The following is a 16,460-nucleotide window of genomic DNA, read 5'->3' as shown; positions in this document are numbered from 1 at the left end:
GGCGCATTAATTTGCGCCTATGAGGCTAATGGCGCCTATAGGCTAAACATTACTCGATAATAGTTAAGAGAAAAGATGAAAAAACAGTATTTTTCGTACAAAGAAACCATGGAGTTTTTAGACGATGCAGCCCGGGATTACCCTGACTTAATAAAAGTTAAAAGCATCGGTGAAACATGGGAAGGACGCCCTATTATGTTGGCGACCATCAGTCTTGACGTACACAATGCCGACAAAAAACCTGCACTGTTATACACAGGAACTATTCACGCCCGTGAATGGATAGGCATAGAATTAGCCAATAGCTTTATCAAATATATAATCGATAACTATCAGTTTAACCCTAAGTTACAAGATGCATTAACCCGAAATACCCTTTATATAGTGCCCTGTTTAAATCCTGATGGTTTTGAGTATTCCCGCACCCATTTTTCCTTTTGGCGAAAAAACCGCCGTAATAACGGCGATGGCACCTATGGTGTCGATCTTAATCGAAACTTCGGGGTGAGATTTAAAGAAAGAAGCGACCCATCATCGAATATTTATGGTGGCCCTAGTGCGTTTTCAGAGCCAGAAACCCAAGCTATAAGAGATTTTGTGGCGGATCATGGCAACATTACTGTTTCTCTAGATTACCACTCCCAAGGGAATGTGTTTTTCCCCGCCCATAAATTTGATCACGAAGCTGAAATCGACACCACAGATCTAAATACCCTTTGTGCCAACATGGCATTTGAAATTGAAAAAGTGACCGGCAGAAAATATGGGATTCATAGAGGGAAGCCCCCCACAAACCTAATCAATGGCAGTGGCCGCGAGTATTATTACAGCAAGGGCATATTAGCCACTGTAGTGGAAGTTGGCACCAAAAATATTCCAGACTATATGGAAAACATGTCTGAAAGTGTTAACGAAAACATTCCAGCCCTGGTTCATGCTCTGCGCTCTGCAGTTAATTACTCTGACCTTGCACCTAGTAGACCCGATAACTTCAATATGTCTGAAGTAACCGAGAATAGTATTACGCTAGAGTGGGAATCCCCAGAAGATGCAAATGTGTATTTTGAGATCTATCGAAATACCCATCATAAAAGCCCCTGTACCGATGATAATTTAGTAGGTATCACTAAGTCCTTAAGCTTCAGTGATATACAGCTTAAAAGTGGGCAATTATATTTTTATAAAATTCGTAGTGTCTCCTTAGAGACCAAAATAAAAGGCCCCTACGCCCCTGAAGTAAAAATTAGAACTTTATTGGCCCACGAGCAGTTTAGCAAAACTCTGTTTCCGCCAGCCAACCAAATTGGTTACGTGGGTCAGTATACCCAAGAAAAAAACCATGAACACTTTGGATTAAACTCGCTTTTTATTGGTGTAAATAAATCTCGAGGGGCGTGTTATGGGGTAATCGAATTTTCCCTAGATAGATTGCCAGATGACGCAGAAATTAAAGAGGCGTGTTTCTCTTTATATCCAATGAACCGAGTCAGTGCAAAATTAGAAGGCTATGGTGAATGGGGCATCTCATTCTTAGACGCGTCCAGTGTACCTAATATTAGAGATTACAATGACATTGCTAACGCTACTGTCATTCATTCTGGGCAAACAATAGAATCAGATAGAGTGACTCAGGGTGTTTGGAGTGATTGGCCTTTAAACGGTAAAGAGCGCGCTATTTTGCAAGAACAGCTAAAAACTGGAAAAGTATTGATGCGTATCGATGGGCCAACCACGCTCCCTAACGGCGCAGACTCTCAAATGATGCAGTTTGATATTGGCTATGGCCGCTTTGGTTCGGGTATCCATTACCGGCCTAACCTCGAAATTATCTATACCCGACAAGCTAATAAAGTTGAGATATCGCCTACCAGTATCAATACTATAATGGCTGAAGGTAACGTAACCGGAAAATTACAAACTGGATATGATAAAGATGGCAACAAAATATACGGCCAACTTGCGTTTGCTATGCACTCAATGCCAGACCCTAAACGCACTGTGATTACCAATGCCTACTTACAGTTATCTAATCACAATTCTCTTGGCCCTAAAAAAGATATTCGTTTTACAGTTGAATTGGCTGATTTTGAAGAACTCAGTTTCGAGAGCATGAAACAAAGGGAGAGTATTCAATATATTGGTTATGAAGTGAGTAATGCAGAGCTACGCAATAAAAAGACCCACTATTTTGATTTTGATAGTTATAGCCGAGGTGAGTTAGAGAGCCTTTATGAGCATAATGCCCAAGCATTTTTCCTAATAAGAGCAACTTCAGGCTTTAGAGATGGTCAAGATGAACTAGTTGAATGGGTAAATAGTCCTACTGAAAACTTACAACCAAAATTGGTAGTAGAGTATATTGAGCGCAAGAAAACGCCTCTAGAGTCACCTACGAACATTCGTACCAAAATTGAAAACAACAAAGTTAAAATCCTTTGGGATAACCCTAAAGATCCTGATTTTGTAGGCTCATTTGTAGTGAGAAACTGCTTTCATCCGCCACGCTCTCCCTTTGATGGGGTGAAATTATACGGTGGTCCAGATGAATACACCTATGACAGTTTTGGTAACCCTAACAAACCTAAATACTATTCAGTATTTAGTTATGATAACGTACCAAACTTTTCTCAATCAAGTTGTGTGCATTTTAGTGTAGATCAAACTATTCCTGTGATAGAAATTGATCCTGAAGATGTTGATAACCAACAAGGCGATGATTTAGAAAGCTATTTAGATAGCTAAATAGTTCATCTTCCCGTCCCTCTTTAACAAAATTAACTCTAGTTAAAGAGGGAGACATCACTCATCATCTTGAAAGTTATTTTAACCTTTAAAAATTACCAACCTTTTGCTTTAACCTAGTTAAACCTTGAATCAAACTGCTCTGAGTTTTATCTAGATCAATACCTTTAATTTCCTCGCTGTCTAGAATCACTCTACCATTAACTAATAATGTTTTTACTACTACAGGCTCACCAGCGATAACGGGGGCTAAGATCTGGCTATGATTGCCCCAGTATCGATAGTGACTCATATCAAACAAAACTAAGTCAGCGACTTTACCAACCTTTAACTCTCCAATAGCGTCTAAACCTAAAAGCTTTGCTGCGTTTTGGCTGCCCCACTTTACTATTTGCTCTGCACTTGTAGCCTCGGGGCCATGAATACTTCTATGTAACAACCAAGCTAAGTTTAGTTCTTGGATCATAGAGGCATTTTCAGCAGAAGCAGAGCCATCCACGCCTAAGGTGATATTCATTCCTGAGTTTTCCATGGCAATCACAGGCGCTACACCACTACCAAGACGACAGTTAGAAGTAGGGCAATGACTAATACTCGTACTAGTTTTAGCTAATAAGTCAATATCTTGCGTTGAAGCCTTAACTAAGTGTGCAAACCATACATCTTCTCCCAACCAACCACATTCCTCAGCATATTGCACCGCTGACTTACTGTGTAACATGTGTGATTGGTGTTCATCAAAGTCTACTTCTAACAAATGAGAGTGCATTTTTAAACTATGGCTTCTAGCATATGCTACCAATGCTTTTAAATCTTCAGCTTTAGTACTATGAATTAAACTAGTGGGAGCCACGACTAAACGCCGCATAGCGTTGGCATCTGCTTGATGATAGCGTGACCGGCTATCATCTAAACGGTTTATCATTTGCTCTACTGTTTCGGGCTGAATACCCCCTCCTTTTAAGCCTTTGTGACTCCCAATAGATGTTGCTCCTCCTCGGCACAAAACTAAACGCATACCAATATCGCTCGCAGCCTGCCAAACAGCCTCTTCAATTTCAGGGCTCACAGATTCATGATATAAATAATGATGGTCACAGCAGGTTGTAGCACCAGAGCGTAATAACTCAGCCAGCCCCAATGTTGCAGTGTCATACATAAGTTGCGCATCTATGTTAGGCCAAAACCGGTAAGGGACCGCTGCTAACCAATCACCTAAACCCGAATTTAACCCTGCTGGAATACCTTTTAATACACTTTGAGCTAGGTGATGATGAGTGTTTATTAGCCCAGGATAGATAACGCAATTAGTAGCATCAATTAAGGTCTCATTATTAATTAACTCTAACCCCCGACCTATTTCGCTAATCAGACCTTGGCTTACACGTATGTCAGACGGAGGATTTTCTGATTCAGATTGAAACTGATTTATAGTTCTAACTGTCGATGACGCTAAGATCCCAGTCGCATTTTTAATAAGGTAATTCAAGAAATATTCCTTGGAGGTCACAACGAAGCCATATTTACATGCTAACGACTTAATTTGATCAGGCTAACAATATGACTATATCGAATATCCCTCAAGAGGCAAAGCTCATTTATAAGCACAAAAATAATTGGGTACTTTTGGGGCGAAGTGAACTAATTGCACAATGTTAATGCATGAATCAAAACTAAAACCCAGTCAACCACCTTTAAATATAAGGTTTTAGGTACACATTGAATTTGGCACACTAACTGCTAATTTAAACTCAATATTGATTTCGAATAGCTAGAGAATTGATAGTAAGAAATCAGTACACAAACTTTGAGTAGAAGCTGTCAGGTGAGAACTGTAAGTGTCTTGATACACGTTTACGCTAGGACATTGCTCACAACGTTTAGTTAGTGTGGTTTAACTGACTGGGGTGTGAGCTTGCTAAATAAAATAGTTTATAAATCTCACCATTTACCCTCGCTAGTAATCACTTTTAGTATCAGACATTTTACAGTCTTGACTTAATCTTTTTTATCTTGTAATGAGGTCAACAATGCAGAAACCACTGTTCCCCCGTGTTATTTTAGCTGTTTGTTTTTTCTGTGCTAGTTCCCAAGCTGCAAGAATGGATGAAGTAACCTTTCAACTAGATTGGTTGCCGGGTGGCGATAAAGCACCACTATACGTTGCCATAGGTAAAGGTTTTTTTGCAGAGCAAAACATCAAGGTGAAAATTTCTCACGGTAAGGGATCATCAGACTCATTAACCAAACTAGGAGTGGGAATTGCTGATGTAGGTTACGCCGACTTGTCTTCTTTACTTGCAGCTAAAGCTCAAGAACCATTAGCCGTTTCTGCAATCATGAGTGTTTTTAGTAAAGCGCCCCACGCATTCTTCTCTCTAAAAGGCTCTGGTATTGAATCGGTCACAGATGTAAAAGGAAAGCGAGTCGCTACCTCAGCTTTTAGTTCATCCGTAGTATTTTTACCTTTGCTTTTAAATCTAAATAGCATTCCTAAAGACAGTATCCGCATTATAAAAGTAGATGCAGGAGCCTTAGGGCCCATGTTAGCCACAGGCAATACCGACGTGATTATTTCTTGGATGACAGACACAGTAAAGTACCAATCACAAGTTGCTATTGTTGGTAAAGAACTTCACGTTATGCCCTGGTATGATGCAGGCTTAGAGTTTTACTCAACGGTAATTGTAGGCACTGACAAATTTTTAAAAGCCCGGCCAGATGTGGCTAAGCGTTTTTTAGTCGCTTTTCAAAAGGCCATTGAGTTTACATGGGCTTACCCTAAAGAATCGGCTGCAATAGTGCATGATTTGGTTCCTGAAGTAGATACCCAAATCGCCCTAGACACTATTATTAATATCCGCAGTTTGGTCTATAACAACGCAAGTGACGCCCACGGTTTAGGCATAATTAACTCAGAAAGGTTAGCAACATCTTGGTCTTATGTAGCTCAATCTCAAGGGTTTGAGTTAGACGCTATAGACCCTGAAGAAGCCATAAACCGTAGCTTTATGAAAGCAATTTCACCAGTCACAACCAATAGTGAAGAAAAAACAGGCTATCTTAAAGTAGAGAGTAAATAAAAATGCTTCCCCACGTCACCTTTGAAGGTGTTGGCCATACCTATGAAACACAGGATGGTAAAAACGTCTGTGCCTTAGATAATATAAATTTTTCAATTAAAAAAGGGGAATTTGTTGCAGTTTTAGGGCCTTCAGGATGCGGTAAATCAACTTTACTTAGATTATTAGCGGGTTTATTTCCAGCAACAAAAGGCCAAGTTTCTATTTATGACTACCCTGTTGCAGCACCACAGTTAAATACGGGTATAGTGTTTCAAAAGCCAACTCTACTACCTTGGAAAAATGTATTAGAAAACGTGTTATTTCCTATCCAATATAAGCAGGGCCGTGTCTCTAGAAAAAACAAAGAGTCAGCAGCGAATATGTTAAATATGGTGAGGTTAAGTGAGTTTTCTGAGCACATGCCTCATCAGTTATCGGGTGGTATGCAACAAAGAGTCGGCATTGCTCGCGCCTTGTTGATGGATCCAGAAATTTTAATTATGGATGAGCCTTTCTCAGCTTTAGATGCCCTAACCCGTGAACAAATGGGCTTTGAATTATTAGATATCTGGCGGCAAAAACCCAAAACTGTATTGTTTATTACCCATTCAATATCCGAAGCGGTTTTACTAGCCGATAAAGTATTAGTATTGAGCCCAAGGCCCGCTCATATAATTGCAGATATAACCATTAGTCTACCTAGGCCTAGATCGCTAAATACCATAAATACGCCAGAATTTAGCGCCTACACGGATCGAATCCGGCAATTAATTTATCATCCGAATACGAATGCGCGCTCTTCTGTTTCTGGAGACAAAAATGACTAAAGGAACGCTTAATTTCTCTACCAGCAAACTTTTTCCAGTGTTTACTTTGTTAGCCATATTACCTATCTGGGAAGTTATGGTCAGGATGTTCGAAATTCCAAATTTTCTATTACCTGCTCCATCGTCAATTTATCAGGCATTTATAGCGGTTGACCCCTCTCGTTGGGCTATACATTTATGGGCGACGCTAAGGGTGGCTATATTAGGATTTTGTTTATCCTTGGTAATCAGCTTACCTTTGGCTATTTTTATGGTTAAGTCTAAATTTTTAGCAAAGACCCTGTACCCAATTTTGGTTATTATCCAATCAACTCCTGTTATCGCTATCGCCCCATTGTTAGTGGTTATAATGGGCGCTGGCGAAGCCCCAAGGCTTGCCATCACTTGCCTAATTACCTTCTTCCCTTTAGTGGTATCCGCAACAACTGGCATGATGTCAACACCAGAAGAATTGATAGAGTTATCAAAATCTTTAAAAGCATCTGCCGTAAAAGAGGTGTGGCATATTCGCTTACCTTATGCTGTGCCACATATTTTTAGTGGCATGAAAGTAGCTATAACCTTAGCGATCATTGGGGCAGTGGTGGCTGAATTTGTCGCTGCTGAACAAGGACTAGGTTACTTTGTGCAATTCTCCACTTCATATTTTAAAATCCCTCAGGCTTTTGCAGCCCTGCTACTTTTATCTACATTAAGCTTGCTATTATTTAAAACAGTACAGTTGATTCAATATTTATTTTTTCGTTGGAGTCTGCCGAAAGACAAGTTCTGACACTACATATATTGGCTTCTGATCAATTAATTTTATCAGCCGCTTTCACGCCATGATAAATGGCAACCAGAGTAGAAGCGCTGGTAAGGTCAGCATTGCTCTTATTACATAAACTTAAGAGAGTAAAAATGAAAAAAACAGAAACAAAACAATCGAATTACGAGCTTCAAGAATTAAAGCTAGAAGCTGCATTTAGCCAAGTAAAGTCTGATATGCAAGAAATCAGCATTCCTAAGATTGATTTAACTGAGTTTGAAAACCGTTTTGAAGATATAGCTAATCAATTATGGGAAGCAGCTACTGAAGTAGGATTTTTTCAACTAGTGAATCACGGGCTGCCATTATCGAGTATCACCCAAGGGTTTGCTGAGTCCAAAGCCTTTTTTGACTTACCTGAGTCTATTAAGGGCCAATATCCATTAAAAAATGGCTCAAATGCGGGTTGGGAATATATGGAACAAGTGCGTCCTTCAACTGGCGTTGCTGATCAGAAAGAATCTTATCAAGTCACCCTACCACGTATGCAAGGGTTATGGCCTAACACTAATGAGTTAGCCAATTTTAAAACTCACATTCTTTCCTTAGAGCATCAAGCTTGGGAGCTGGGTATGAAGGTTTTACAATGCTTTGCCTATAAACTTGGATTTGAAAGAAATTTTTTTACAGTTGCTCACGACCGAACTCAAGCCGATTATCAAAGTACCCTAAGACTGTTGCATTACCTACCCTTTTCAGAGGACGCAGAATTACCTGAAAATACATGGCGCGCAGGAGCGCACACAGACTATGACTGCTTAACTATGGTATTTCAAAAAGAGGGACAAGCAGGGTTGCAAGTATGTGCGGGAAAAGATGCTTCAATCCATCAGTCATGGTGTGAAGTAGAAGCCTTAGATGATGTGATCACCTGTAATATAGGGGATATGTTAATGCGTTGGAGTGATGACCAGCTAAAATCAACACTACATAGAGTAAGAATGCCCCATAAAGGAGAAAAGAAAAATCCACGGCATAGTATGGCTTTTTTCTGTCAAGCTAATAAAAATGTAACTATTCAGGGGCCTAAAAAAACCTATCCCCCTATAAGTGCAGAAGACTACTTAAAGATGCGAATTGCGGCAAACTTTAGTAGCTAGTTAAAACACCACTCGATTACCAACAAATAATTTACCGTTGTATCGACTAGCGTTACGACGGTTGCTTTGTTCACTGATGACAGCATTGAATACATCCATTGCCCGAATAAATTCTGGATTATTTGAAATAAACTCCATTTCATCATCCACATCACCAATATGATACATCATGGCTTTTTTCGCCCGTGAAGGATCGCGACTAATGATGGCATCAACAATATCGGAATGCTCACTAATAACTGAAGTATTGCGATCAATACCAATCATAGCTTTTAAATTTCTAACCCTGTCAATTTCGGCTCTTGAGCTATCTAACAATAACCAAGCACCAACAATTCCTGCGTATTCAAAAAGCGTACGATGAAACAACTCGTTTATCTCGTATGAAGGTGAATTATGGTAGGTGCTGTTAGGGTTGGTGTTACTTTCATCGATTTGTTTATGCTCAGTAATAATTGCCTTTAGCTGTACTTGTTCAGATAAACTAATGCCTTTATCAGCGAGCCGTTTTACACAACCACCTTCAAGGTTGGTGCGGATAAAACAGGCTTCCAAATATCTCTCTAAACTAATAGCAGTAACATAGCTTCCGCTTTTAGGAATAATTTGTACTAAACCATCATTGGCTAAGCGAATGAGTGCTTCTCTGACGGGAGTTTTACTGATCTCAAATATAGAGGCGATTTCTTTTTCTACTAAAGGCATATCAGGAGGTAAAGACAAATTAATAATATTGTCCCTTAAAACCCAATAAATTTGATCGACTAAGCTGCCTTCTTTGGTAATACCTGAGGCTATAATTTTATCGATACTTTTAATTTCGAAGTTAATTGTGTTCATTAAATACGTTAATAGCCTCTTATTCTAAAATCACTACACCTTATATCCATATATAAGATGCTTGCAAGTAAAAGCAATGAATACCGCATCTTTGGCCCAGTATTGCGACCCCTTACACCTAGCAACAAACTTTATAGCAAATGGAACTTGAAATAATTGTTACATCTTTATTAGTAAAAACAATACTTTGGCATCTTTTTGTTGGTTTTTACAATTTATTGTTAAAAAGTTGTTGCGATTTTAGAACAAATAAACTTAAAATGCATCTGATATATAAAAACGACAACTAATATATTAGATCTGCACTAACCATACTAATGCAGAAAATTGATATATCTCCTGTATATCCAAATAAGCAGTACAGGAAATATATAAACAGAGGAGAGAACAGTGAGACTAAACAAAATTACCTCTATGTTTAACCAACATAGAAATACCAACCGTAACGTCAAATTATTTGGTGCTACCCTAGCGGCTTTGATAGCCGTGCCAGCCGTTGCGCAAGAAACCGAAGAACCAACTTCTGATGTAGAAGTTATTCAGGTTCAAGGTATAGCTGGAAGCTTGGCCGAATCAGCACGTCAAAAACGCTTTGACTCTCGCATTGTCGATGCCATTGTTGCTGAAGATATAGGTAAATTGCCAGATAACAACATAGCTGAAGCGCTACAACGAATTACTGGCGTTTCAATAAGCACAGACTTTGGTGTTGGCGAAAGCGTCACTATACGTGGTATTTCTCAGAACCGTGTAGAACTAAACGGTCGCTCTACATCCGGCAGTGGGCGTGGTGGTATTAGTTTAGATGACTTCCCTTCTAGCTTTTTGAAAACCGTTGAAGTAATAAAATCACCGACTCCAGAAATGATTGAAGGAGCTCTAGGTGGAACCATCAACATGACCACAGTTCGCCCATTAGAATTAGACGAGCCTTTAATTGCTTTTACCCTAGATGGTGAATATGCAGATAAAACAGAAAACTGGGCCCCTAAGTTTAACGTATCAGCTGGTAAAAATTGGGACTTAGATGACGCTGGCACATTTGGTGCGTCATTTGTATTGGCTTACCAAGACAGAGAATTACGCCGCGACGAATTCATTAACCTAGTAACCCCAACTGAATTAGATTTAGACGGAGATGGCACAATCGACCAAGCCAATACTCCTAGCGGTAACTATCTTGTAAGAAGTCAAAATACAGTTGAACAGAAAACCGAGCAACGTGAGCGCACAGCTTACGGTGTGTCTTTACAGTGGGCACCAAAAGATGCTGAAGGCTTTATCTATTTAGATATTAATGCCACTGAACTTGATGGTGGCCAAGAAGCCTACTCAGTTCTTAATGACAGTAAAGATTACAGCGATTTAATTCTTGATGACGCCTATGGCGATGCCCAAGGACAATTACATAGTTTTGGTTCAGGCAGTGTATTCGTCCAACCTAAAACTTGGTCAGATTTTACTACCAATGAGTCAATTTCTAACGCCTTAGGTGGTGAGTATCAAGTAACCGACCAATTAAAAATCTCTGGTGAATTATCCTACGCAAAATCTGAAGCTAAGCGCAGAAACTCAGAGTTCAACTTACGTCCTATCTCTCGTGAACAATATGATGCAGATGGCACCATTACCGAACACTTATTCACTATTACCATGACTCAAAATGGTGATACCGTACCAGGGCTAGCCTTTTCAGACGAAGATGCACTGCTAGATCCAGATAACCTAGCCATTCGTCAGTTCACTCACCAAAGATACACCGAAGACAATGAAGAAACGGCATTTCGTCTTGACCTTGAATACGCAGAACCTTTTGATTTAGAGTTTCTTGCTGCAGTTAAAGCTGGTATTCGTACCACAGATCGCGAATATGAATTAGATAGATACGACCTTAGAAACAACGGAAGCGAACTTAAAAACCTGCAAACCAGTGTATCTTATGATGGTGTGGTAACTCCTACTTGGATTGGCGATTTTAATGACGCTTACGGCGGTTTTAAAGAAGTGAATCACTCTAACTCTTTCTCACAAAGTGGTATTACAGGTAACAACGCCTTAACTAACTACTTTGTATATGACGGTGCATTATTAGCCTACGACATCAATGGCACCTATGACAGAGTGAAACAAATGTTAGCAGGGAGTAGTCATGAGTTAACGGGTACCCTTGATGACAATATGGTTCGCAATACAGGTTCATATGCCAAAATTGAAGAAACCACTCAAGCCCTTTACACGCAATTTCACTTAGATTTTGATAGTTTAACTGCAATTGTAGGGGCTCGTTATGTTTCTACAGATTTAACCTCTAGCCTGATCGACGAAACAGCTAAACACGATTATTCCGATTTCTTACCGAGCTTAAATGCTACTTATACCCTTAATGATGAAACCATTATTCGTTTCGCCGCAGCAAAAGTTATGCGCCGCGCTGAATTTGGTGAGTTAAGCCCAGCATTAAGCGTAGATAACTCTTTAGTCACCGGTACACAAGGCTCGTATCAACTAGACCCTTACCGTGTAACTCAATATGACTTGTCTGCAGAGCATTACTTTGGAGATGGCGGTTTAATCTCGGCAGCAATCTTCTATAAAGATGTTAAATCATTCACTGTTAGTAGCAGTTCTTGTGTAGCTGATGGCGATACCATCGAAGGTCAAAACGTCACCGAGTACGTAAATGTGTGTTTACTTGATACTGCAGGTGTTAGCCAAGCAAATGTAAATTATGCCACAAGTGATCAAGACCTTGCCTATGTTGAAGCTCAAAGAGACGCAGGCTTAACCGGTATTGTAATTGACACAGATGTTAATGGCGGAAGCGGTGAAATTGTTGGTTTAGAACTAGCATACCAGCAACAGTTTAGTTCATTGCCAGGAGCTTGGTCTGGATTAGGTATTAGCACTAACTACACCTATGCAGACAGCGAACAGCCTGATGGCAACCCATTACTAGACATTTCTAATAATACCTTCAACGGACAAATTTACTGGGAATACGAAGGTTTACAGGTACGTTTAGCCTATAACTGGCGCGACAAATACCTAGACACTCAAGATGAAAAGCGTGTTCGGCCAGTAGGCGCACTAGCAACAGGTGTTTATAACCGTACAGATCCTACAGCTGATTATTATGACCCAACATTAGGTAATAACTACCGTGATGCCCGAGGTCAATTTGATTTCTCAGCAAGTCTAGATGTGAATGAAAACATCACCCTAGTTGCTAATGCGGTTAACTTAACTGGTGAGCCAATTCGTCAAATCACAGAACTAGATAGTATCTGGAAATACAGCGAAGCAGATAGACGCTTTACTGTTGGAGTACGCGGTAGGTTTTAAGGTGTGTGTCTGCGAAGTCTTTTATCCTAACGGATAACTGGCTTCGCTTTTTTTTAAACACACAACAAATATGAAAATCAATCGCCTGTTATTAGGGCGATTTTTAGCGTTACACATTAAATCCCAAAGGGTCTTTTTGAACAAAACGGCTTGTTCACTTTTTTAAGTATTATTCTAAAGGGATGATTTATGACCATACAAAAAGCAACTTTAACAGCGTCAATTTTAAGTATTATCTTAAGCAGTTGTGGCAGCTCGAGTGAGTCAGTTGATGTCAAAAAACACAAAGCAAATAGTATTCAAGTACCAGCCAGTAAGTTTGATTTAAGTCATTGGTACCTCACCGTACCTATGGATGACGACAATGACAAAGTGTCAGACATATATGATGTGGCAGAACTAAAAACCTATCAACATCCAGATTTCTTTTATCTGGATGATAATCAGCACATGGTGTTTGCAACCCCGAATAAAGCAGCCACAGAGCGTACATCTACTAACACCCGTAGTGAACTGCGCTATATGATCCGAGGCCTTGATAAATCAATTTCAGAAGCAGACTTAGCCAACAACTTTGCATTAGCCGCTCATAATAATGCGGATGACTTTGCTTCAATTGGTAGCCAATTACAGGCCACCTTGCATGTTGACCACGTTGCTGTAAATGCTACTTACCCCAATAAACCCCCTGCCTACTCAGTGGTAATTGGTCAAGTACATGCTCATCAAGTTAAAGATGAAGAACAAATCCCAGGATTTGGATGGGGTAACGAACCCTTAAAAATATCCTATAAAAAATGGCCTAACCATGAGAAGGGCTCTGTGTATTGGACCTATGAAAGAAACCTAGCTACCGATGATCCAAATAGAACCGATATCTCATATCCAGTGTGGGGTCGTAATTGGGATGACGCCACAGACCCAGGAGAAAGCGGTATAGCTTTAGGAGAGGATTTCAGTTATACGGTGAACATATACAAAAATGTCATGCACCTTGTATTTACAAGCCCAAATCATAAAACCGTGCATCACCAAATTAACCTTGCAGATAACATCGATGCAAATGGTGAGATAGATTCGAAAGATTACCCAACGTCCTACGCGCAAGAAATATTATATTTCAAAGCGGGAGCCTATAACCAATGTAGTACCAAAGATGTAAAACTCAGCTTTCGCTATCCTGCATGTGCAGGAACTGGAAATTGGGAAACCGATTTAGAAAATGGTGATTATACCAAGGTCACTTTTTCTAATTTAGTAGTAAGCCCATCTGTACCTATGTAAATAAACTTAAGGGCGGTATTGAATATAAGTTATCTTATATTGGATATCGTCAACTTCATATTAGGTGTGAGATTGTATATGGAGCTGAGAAGCATTAGCTTTTCAGTGAGTAATTTTTTAACTAGGAGTATAACAACATGTCAAAAGTGTCTAGATTACACTTTTTATTGCTTGCGCTAAGTATTGCACTTTTCTCTTGCTCGGAAACACAAACAGAAGACAGCCCAATCAATCTGGTTGAAACCATCGAACAATTCGATGAAGTAGTGGAGACACTAGAGCCAGGTGACCAAGTAGTACTTGCAGACGGCACCTGGACCGATGTTGAGTTTGTATTTAAAGCTATGGGAACTGCAGATAAACCCATTGAATTAAAAGCACAAACACCAGGTAAAGTGATTATCACAGGTCAGTCTAACTTGGCATTCTCAGGTGAATATATTGTGATTTCTGGGCTGGTATTTAAAAACGGTTCAACCCCCACTGGAGAAGTTATTTCTTTTAGAACTTCTAATGATGATCTAGCGAACAATTCCAGAGTAACTAATGTTGTTATCGATAACTTTAGTACCGAAGACAGACCTATGTCAGACCTTTGGGTTGCCATGTACGGTAAAAACAACCGCCTTGACCACAACTCTCTAGTTAATAAGCGAAACCGTGGAGTAACCGTTGCAGTTCGTATGAACTCAGAAGGTAGCCGCAAAAACCATCATCTAATTGAATACAATTACTTTGGACCAAGACAAGTACTTGGCTCTAATGGTGGCGAAACCTTACGTATTGGTACTAGCCATTTCTCTCGTGAATATTCAAACACCACTGCCCAATTTAACTACTTTGACCGCACTAATGGTGAACACGAAATCATTTCTAATAAATCTAGTGGTAACTCGTTAATCAACAACGTGTTTTTTGAAACCCAAGGCACACTAACCATGCGCCACGGCCATTTCACTAAAGTTGAAGGGAATTACTTTTTAGGAAATCGTAAGCCAAATACTGGTGGTATTCGCATCATTAATGAAAGCCAATCAGTGAGCAACAACTATATGTATGGTTTAACGGGTAAACGATTACGTGGCGCTTTAGTTATTATGAATGGTGTACCTAATTCACCACCTAACCGTTACGATCCGGTTATCGACTCTGCGATGAATAACAATATTGTTATCGATAGTGACCACATTGAATTGGGCGCTGGCTCAGACGAAGAGCGTTCTGCTCCACCAACTACCTCAGAGTTTAAAGGCAACATCATTTTGGGTAAGTCAAACTTAACCCCATTTACCCTGTATGACGATATGTCAGGGATTAACTTTGCAGGTAACTACCTAAATGAAGAAGCAAGTACCCCAATAACATCTGGCTTTGCAAACACCCCTTACTCAGTTTCTACCAACCAATACGGCTTAAAAAGTCCTGTTCAAGCGCTACTTGATGAGATTGGTTTCGGTGAAGTGAAATTACCAGTGACTAAAGATGAAGTGGGGGCAAGCTTTTATCCAAAAACTGAAGCTATTATAGCCTTTCAAAGTGGCAAAACTATTAGTGTAAAATCAGGAACCGACACCATACTTGCAGCTTTAAATCTAAGTAAACCTGGCGATACATTAGTTCTAGAAAATGGCGGCGAATACCTGTTAACTAAGTTCGCTGAAGTACACCATCCTATTACTATTATGGCCGCAGCTGGCGATAAACCTATTATTCGTTCGCAAAAACCAAACTTCATTAACATCGAAAATGGTGGTGCTTTAGAACTTGAAAACCTTTGGTTTGATGGAGCTGAATCACCAGATTACAAAGGTAACAACGTTATCAGTACTAGCAGTACTTCAATGAACATTAACTACACCCTGTTTGTACGTAACATCAAAGTGACAGATCTTGACGTAAATGGATATTTCTACTTTTTCAAAGCTAATGCCGGCACTTTCGCCGACACCATTGAAATCCTAGACTCAGAGTTCACCAATATCACTGGCGCGATTTTGCAGTTAAACCGTGAAGTTGATGACCTAGGTGTTTACAGCGTTGAAAACCTAGTTATTTCTGGCAACACATTTACAGATGTAAAAGAAGAAGTAGCTACGGTTTACAGAGGTGGTACAGACGAAAGCACCTTTGGCCCAATCGTGACAGTCACAAACAATACTTTAAACAATGTAGGAAAAGGCCCTACCCATAGGTCTGGCGCTTCTATGTATTTTCATGGAGTACAAAAGTTAAATATCTCAAACACCACTTGGAATAAAAGTGCACCACTTGAATTATTCCTTACCAATGGTGGCCCAATCACCGAGATTAAAGATGTAGTAATGAAGGAGACAGCTGAAATTAGTGCCAACAGTGATGAATACACAGCAGAGAACGTAACTTACGAATAACCTGTTGTTGTTTTAATTCGATTTTTATTTGGCCTTACCTCCTATTTAGGAGTGTAAGGCCA

Annotated in this window: 10 protein-coding genes; 8 read left to right on the top strand and 2 right to left on the bottom strand. The window is 39.8% G+C overall.

What is annotated here, in order from left to right; translation table 11 throughout:
* Positions 1-75 precede the first annotated feature (75 nt).
* Complete coding sequence (locus EOK74_RS08945; protein ID WP_133469624.1) at positions 76-2,742, top strand: M14 family zinc carboxypeptidase; 2,667 nt, start codon at positions 76-78, stop codon at positions 2,740-2,742.
* Positions 2,743-2,830: 88 nt separating this feature from the next.
* On the opposite strand, the gene EOK74_RS08940 is transcribed toward EOK74_RS08945, so the two are convergent.
* On the bottom strand, positions 2,831-4,231 hold the full coding sequence (locus tag EOK74_RS08940) for an amidohydrolase family protein (RefSeq protein ID WP_133469623.1): 1,401 nt from the start codon (positions 4,229-4,231) through the stop codon (positions 2,831-2,833).
* Between the two features lie 541 nt (positions 4,232-4,772).
* Here EOK74_RS08940 and EOK74_RS08935 point away from each other — a divergent pair.
* The 4 genes from EOK74_RS08935 (at position 4,773) to EOK74_RS08920 (ending at position 8,542) form a co-directional block, all read left to right on the top strand.
* Entirely contained in the window at positions 4,773-5,825 is a 1,053-nt protein-coding gene (locus EOK74_RS08935; RefSeq protein WP_239024057.1) for an ABC transporter substrate-binding protein, read from the top strand.
* 2 nt (positions 5,826-5,827) lie between these two features.
* Positions 5,828-6,634, top strand: coding sequence for an ABC transporter ATP-binding protein (locus EOK74_RS08930; RefSeq protein ID WP_133469621.1), 807 nt, complete (start codon positions 5,828-5,830; stop codon positions 6,632-6,634).
* Complete coding sequence (locus EOK74_RS08925; protein WP_133469620.1) at positions 6,627-7,406, top strand: ABC transporter permease; 780 nt, start codon at positions 6,627-6,629, stop codon at positions 7,404-7,406. Before EOK74_RS08930 ends, EOK74_RS08925 begins: the two co-directional genes overlap by 8 nt.
* A 128-nt stretch (positions 7,407-7,534) precedes the next feature.
* Positions 7,535-8,542 carry an isopenicillin N synthase family dioxygenase gene (locus EOK74_RS08920; protein WP_133469619.1) on the top strand — a complete coding sequence of 336 codons (1,008 nt, stop codon included), beginning with the start codon at positions 7,535-7,537 and terminating at the stop codon, positions 8,540-8,542.
* Here the strand turns inward: EOK74_RS08920 and EOK74_RS08915 are convergent, their stop codons facing one another.
* The gene (locus tag EOK74_RS08915) at positions 8,543-9,382 is read right to left on the bottom strand and encodes a GntR family transcriptional regulator (RefSeq protein WP_133469618.1); all 840 of its coding nucleotides are present in this window, start codon (positions 9,380-9,382) and stop codon (positions 8,543-8,545) included.
* A 414-nt stretch (positions 9,383-9,796) separates the two neighbouring features.
* On the opposite strand from EOK74_RS08915, the gene EOK74_RS08910 reads away from it, so the two are divergent.
* From EOK74_RS08910 to EOK74_RS08900, 3 genes are all read left to right on the top strand, one after another.
* Positions 9,797-12,724, top strand: coding sequence for a TonB-dependent receptor (locus EOK74_RS08910; RefSeq protein ID WP_133469737.1), 2,928 nt, complete (start codon positions 9,797-9,799; stop codon positions 12,722-12,724).
* Between the two features lie 189 nt (positions 12,725-12,913).
* Complete coding sequence (locus EOK74_RS08905) at positions 12,914-14,008, top strand: polysaccharide lyase family 7 protein (RefSeq protein WP_133469617.1); 1,095 nt, start codon at positions 12,914-12,916, stop codon at positions 14,006-14,008.
* 137 nt (positions 14,009-14,145) lie between these two features.
* Positions 14,146-16,398: a polysaccharide lyase 6 family protein gene (locus EOK74_RS08900; protein ID WP_133469616.1), complete on the top strand. Its 2,253-nt coding sequence runs from the start codon at positions 14,146-14,148 to the stop codon at positions 16,396-16,398.
* Positions 16,399-16,460 lie beyond the last annotated feature (62 nt).

Source organism: Paraglaciecola marina (genome assembly GCF_004360155.1).
GTDB lineage: Bacteria > Pseudomonadota > Gammaproteobacteria > Enterobacterales > Alteromonadaceae > Paraglaciecola > Paraglaciecola marina.
The sequence above is the reverse complement of the archived record's forward strand: the minus strand, read 5'-3'. Positions and strand labels throughout refer to the sequence as shown.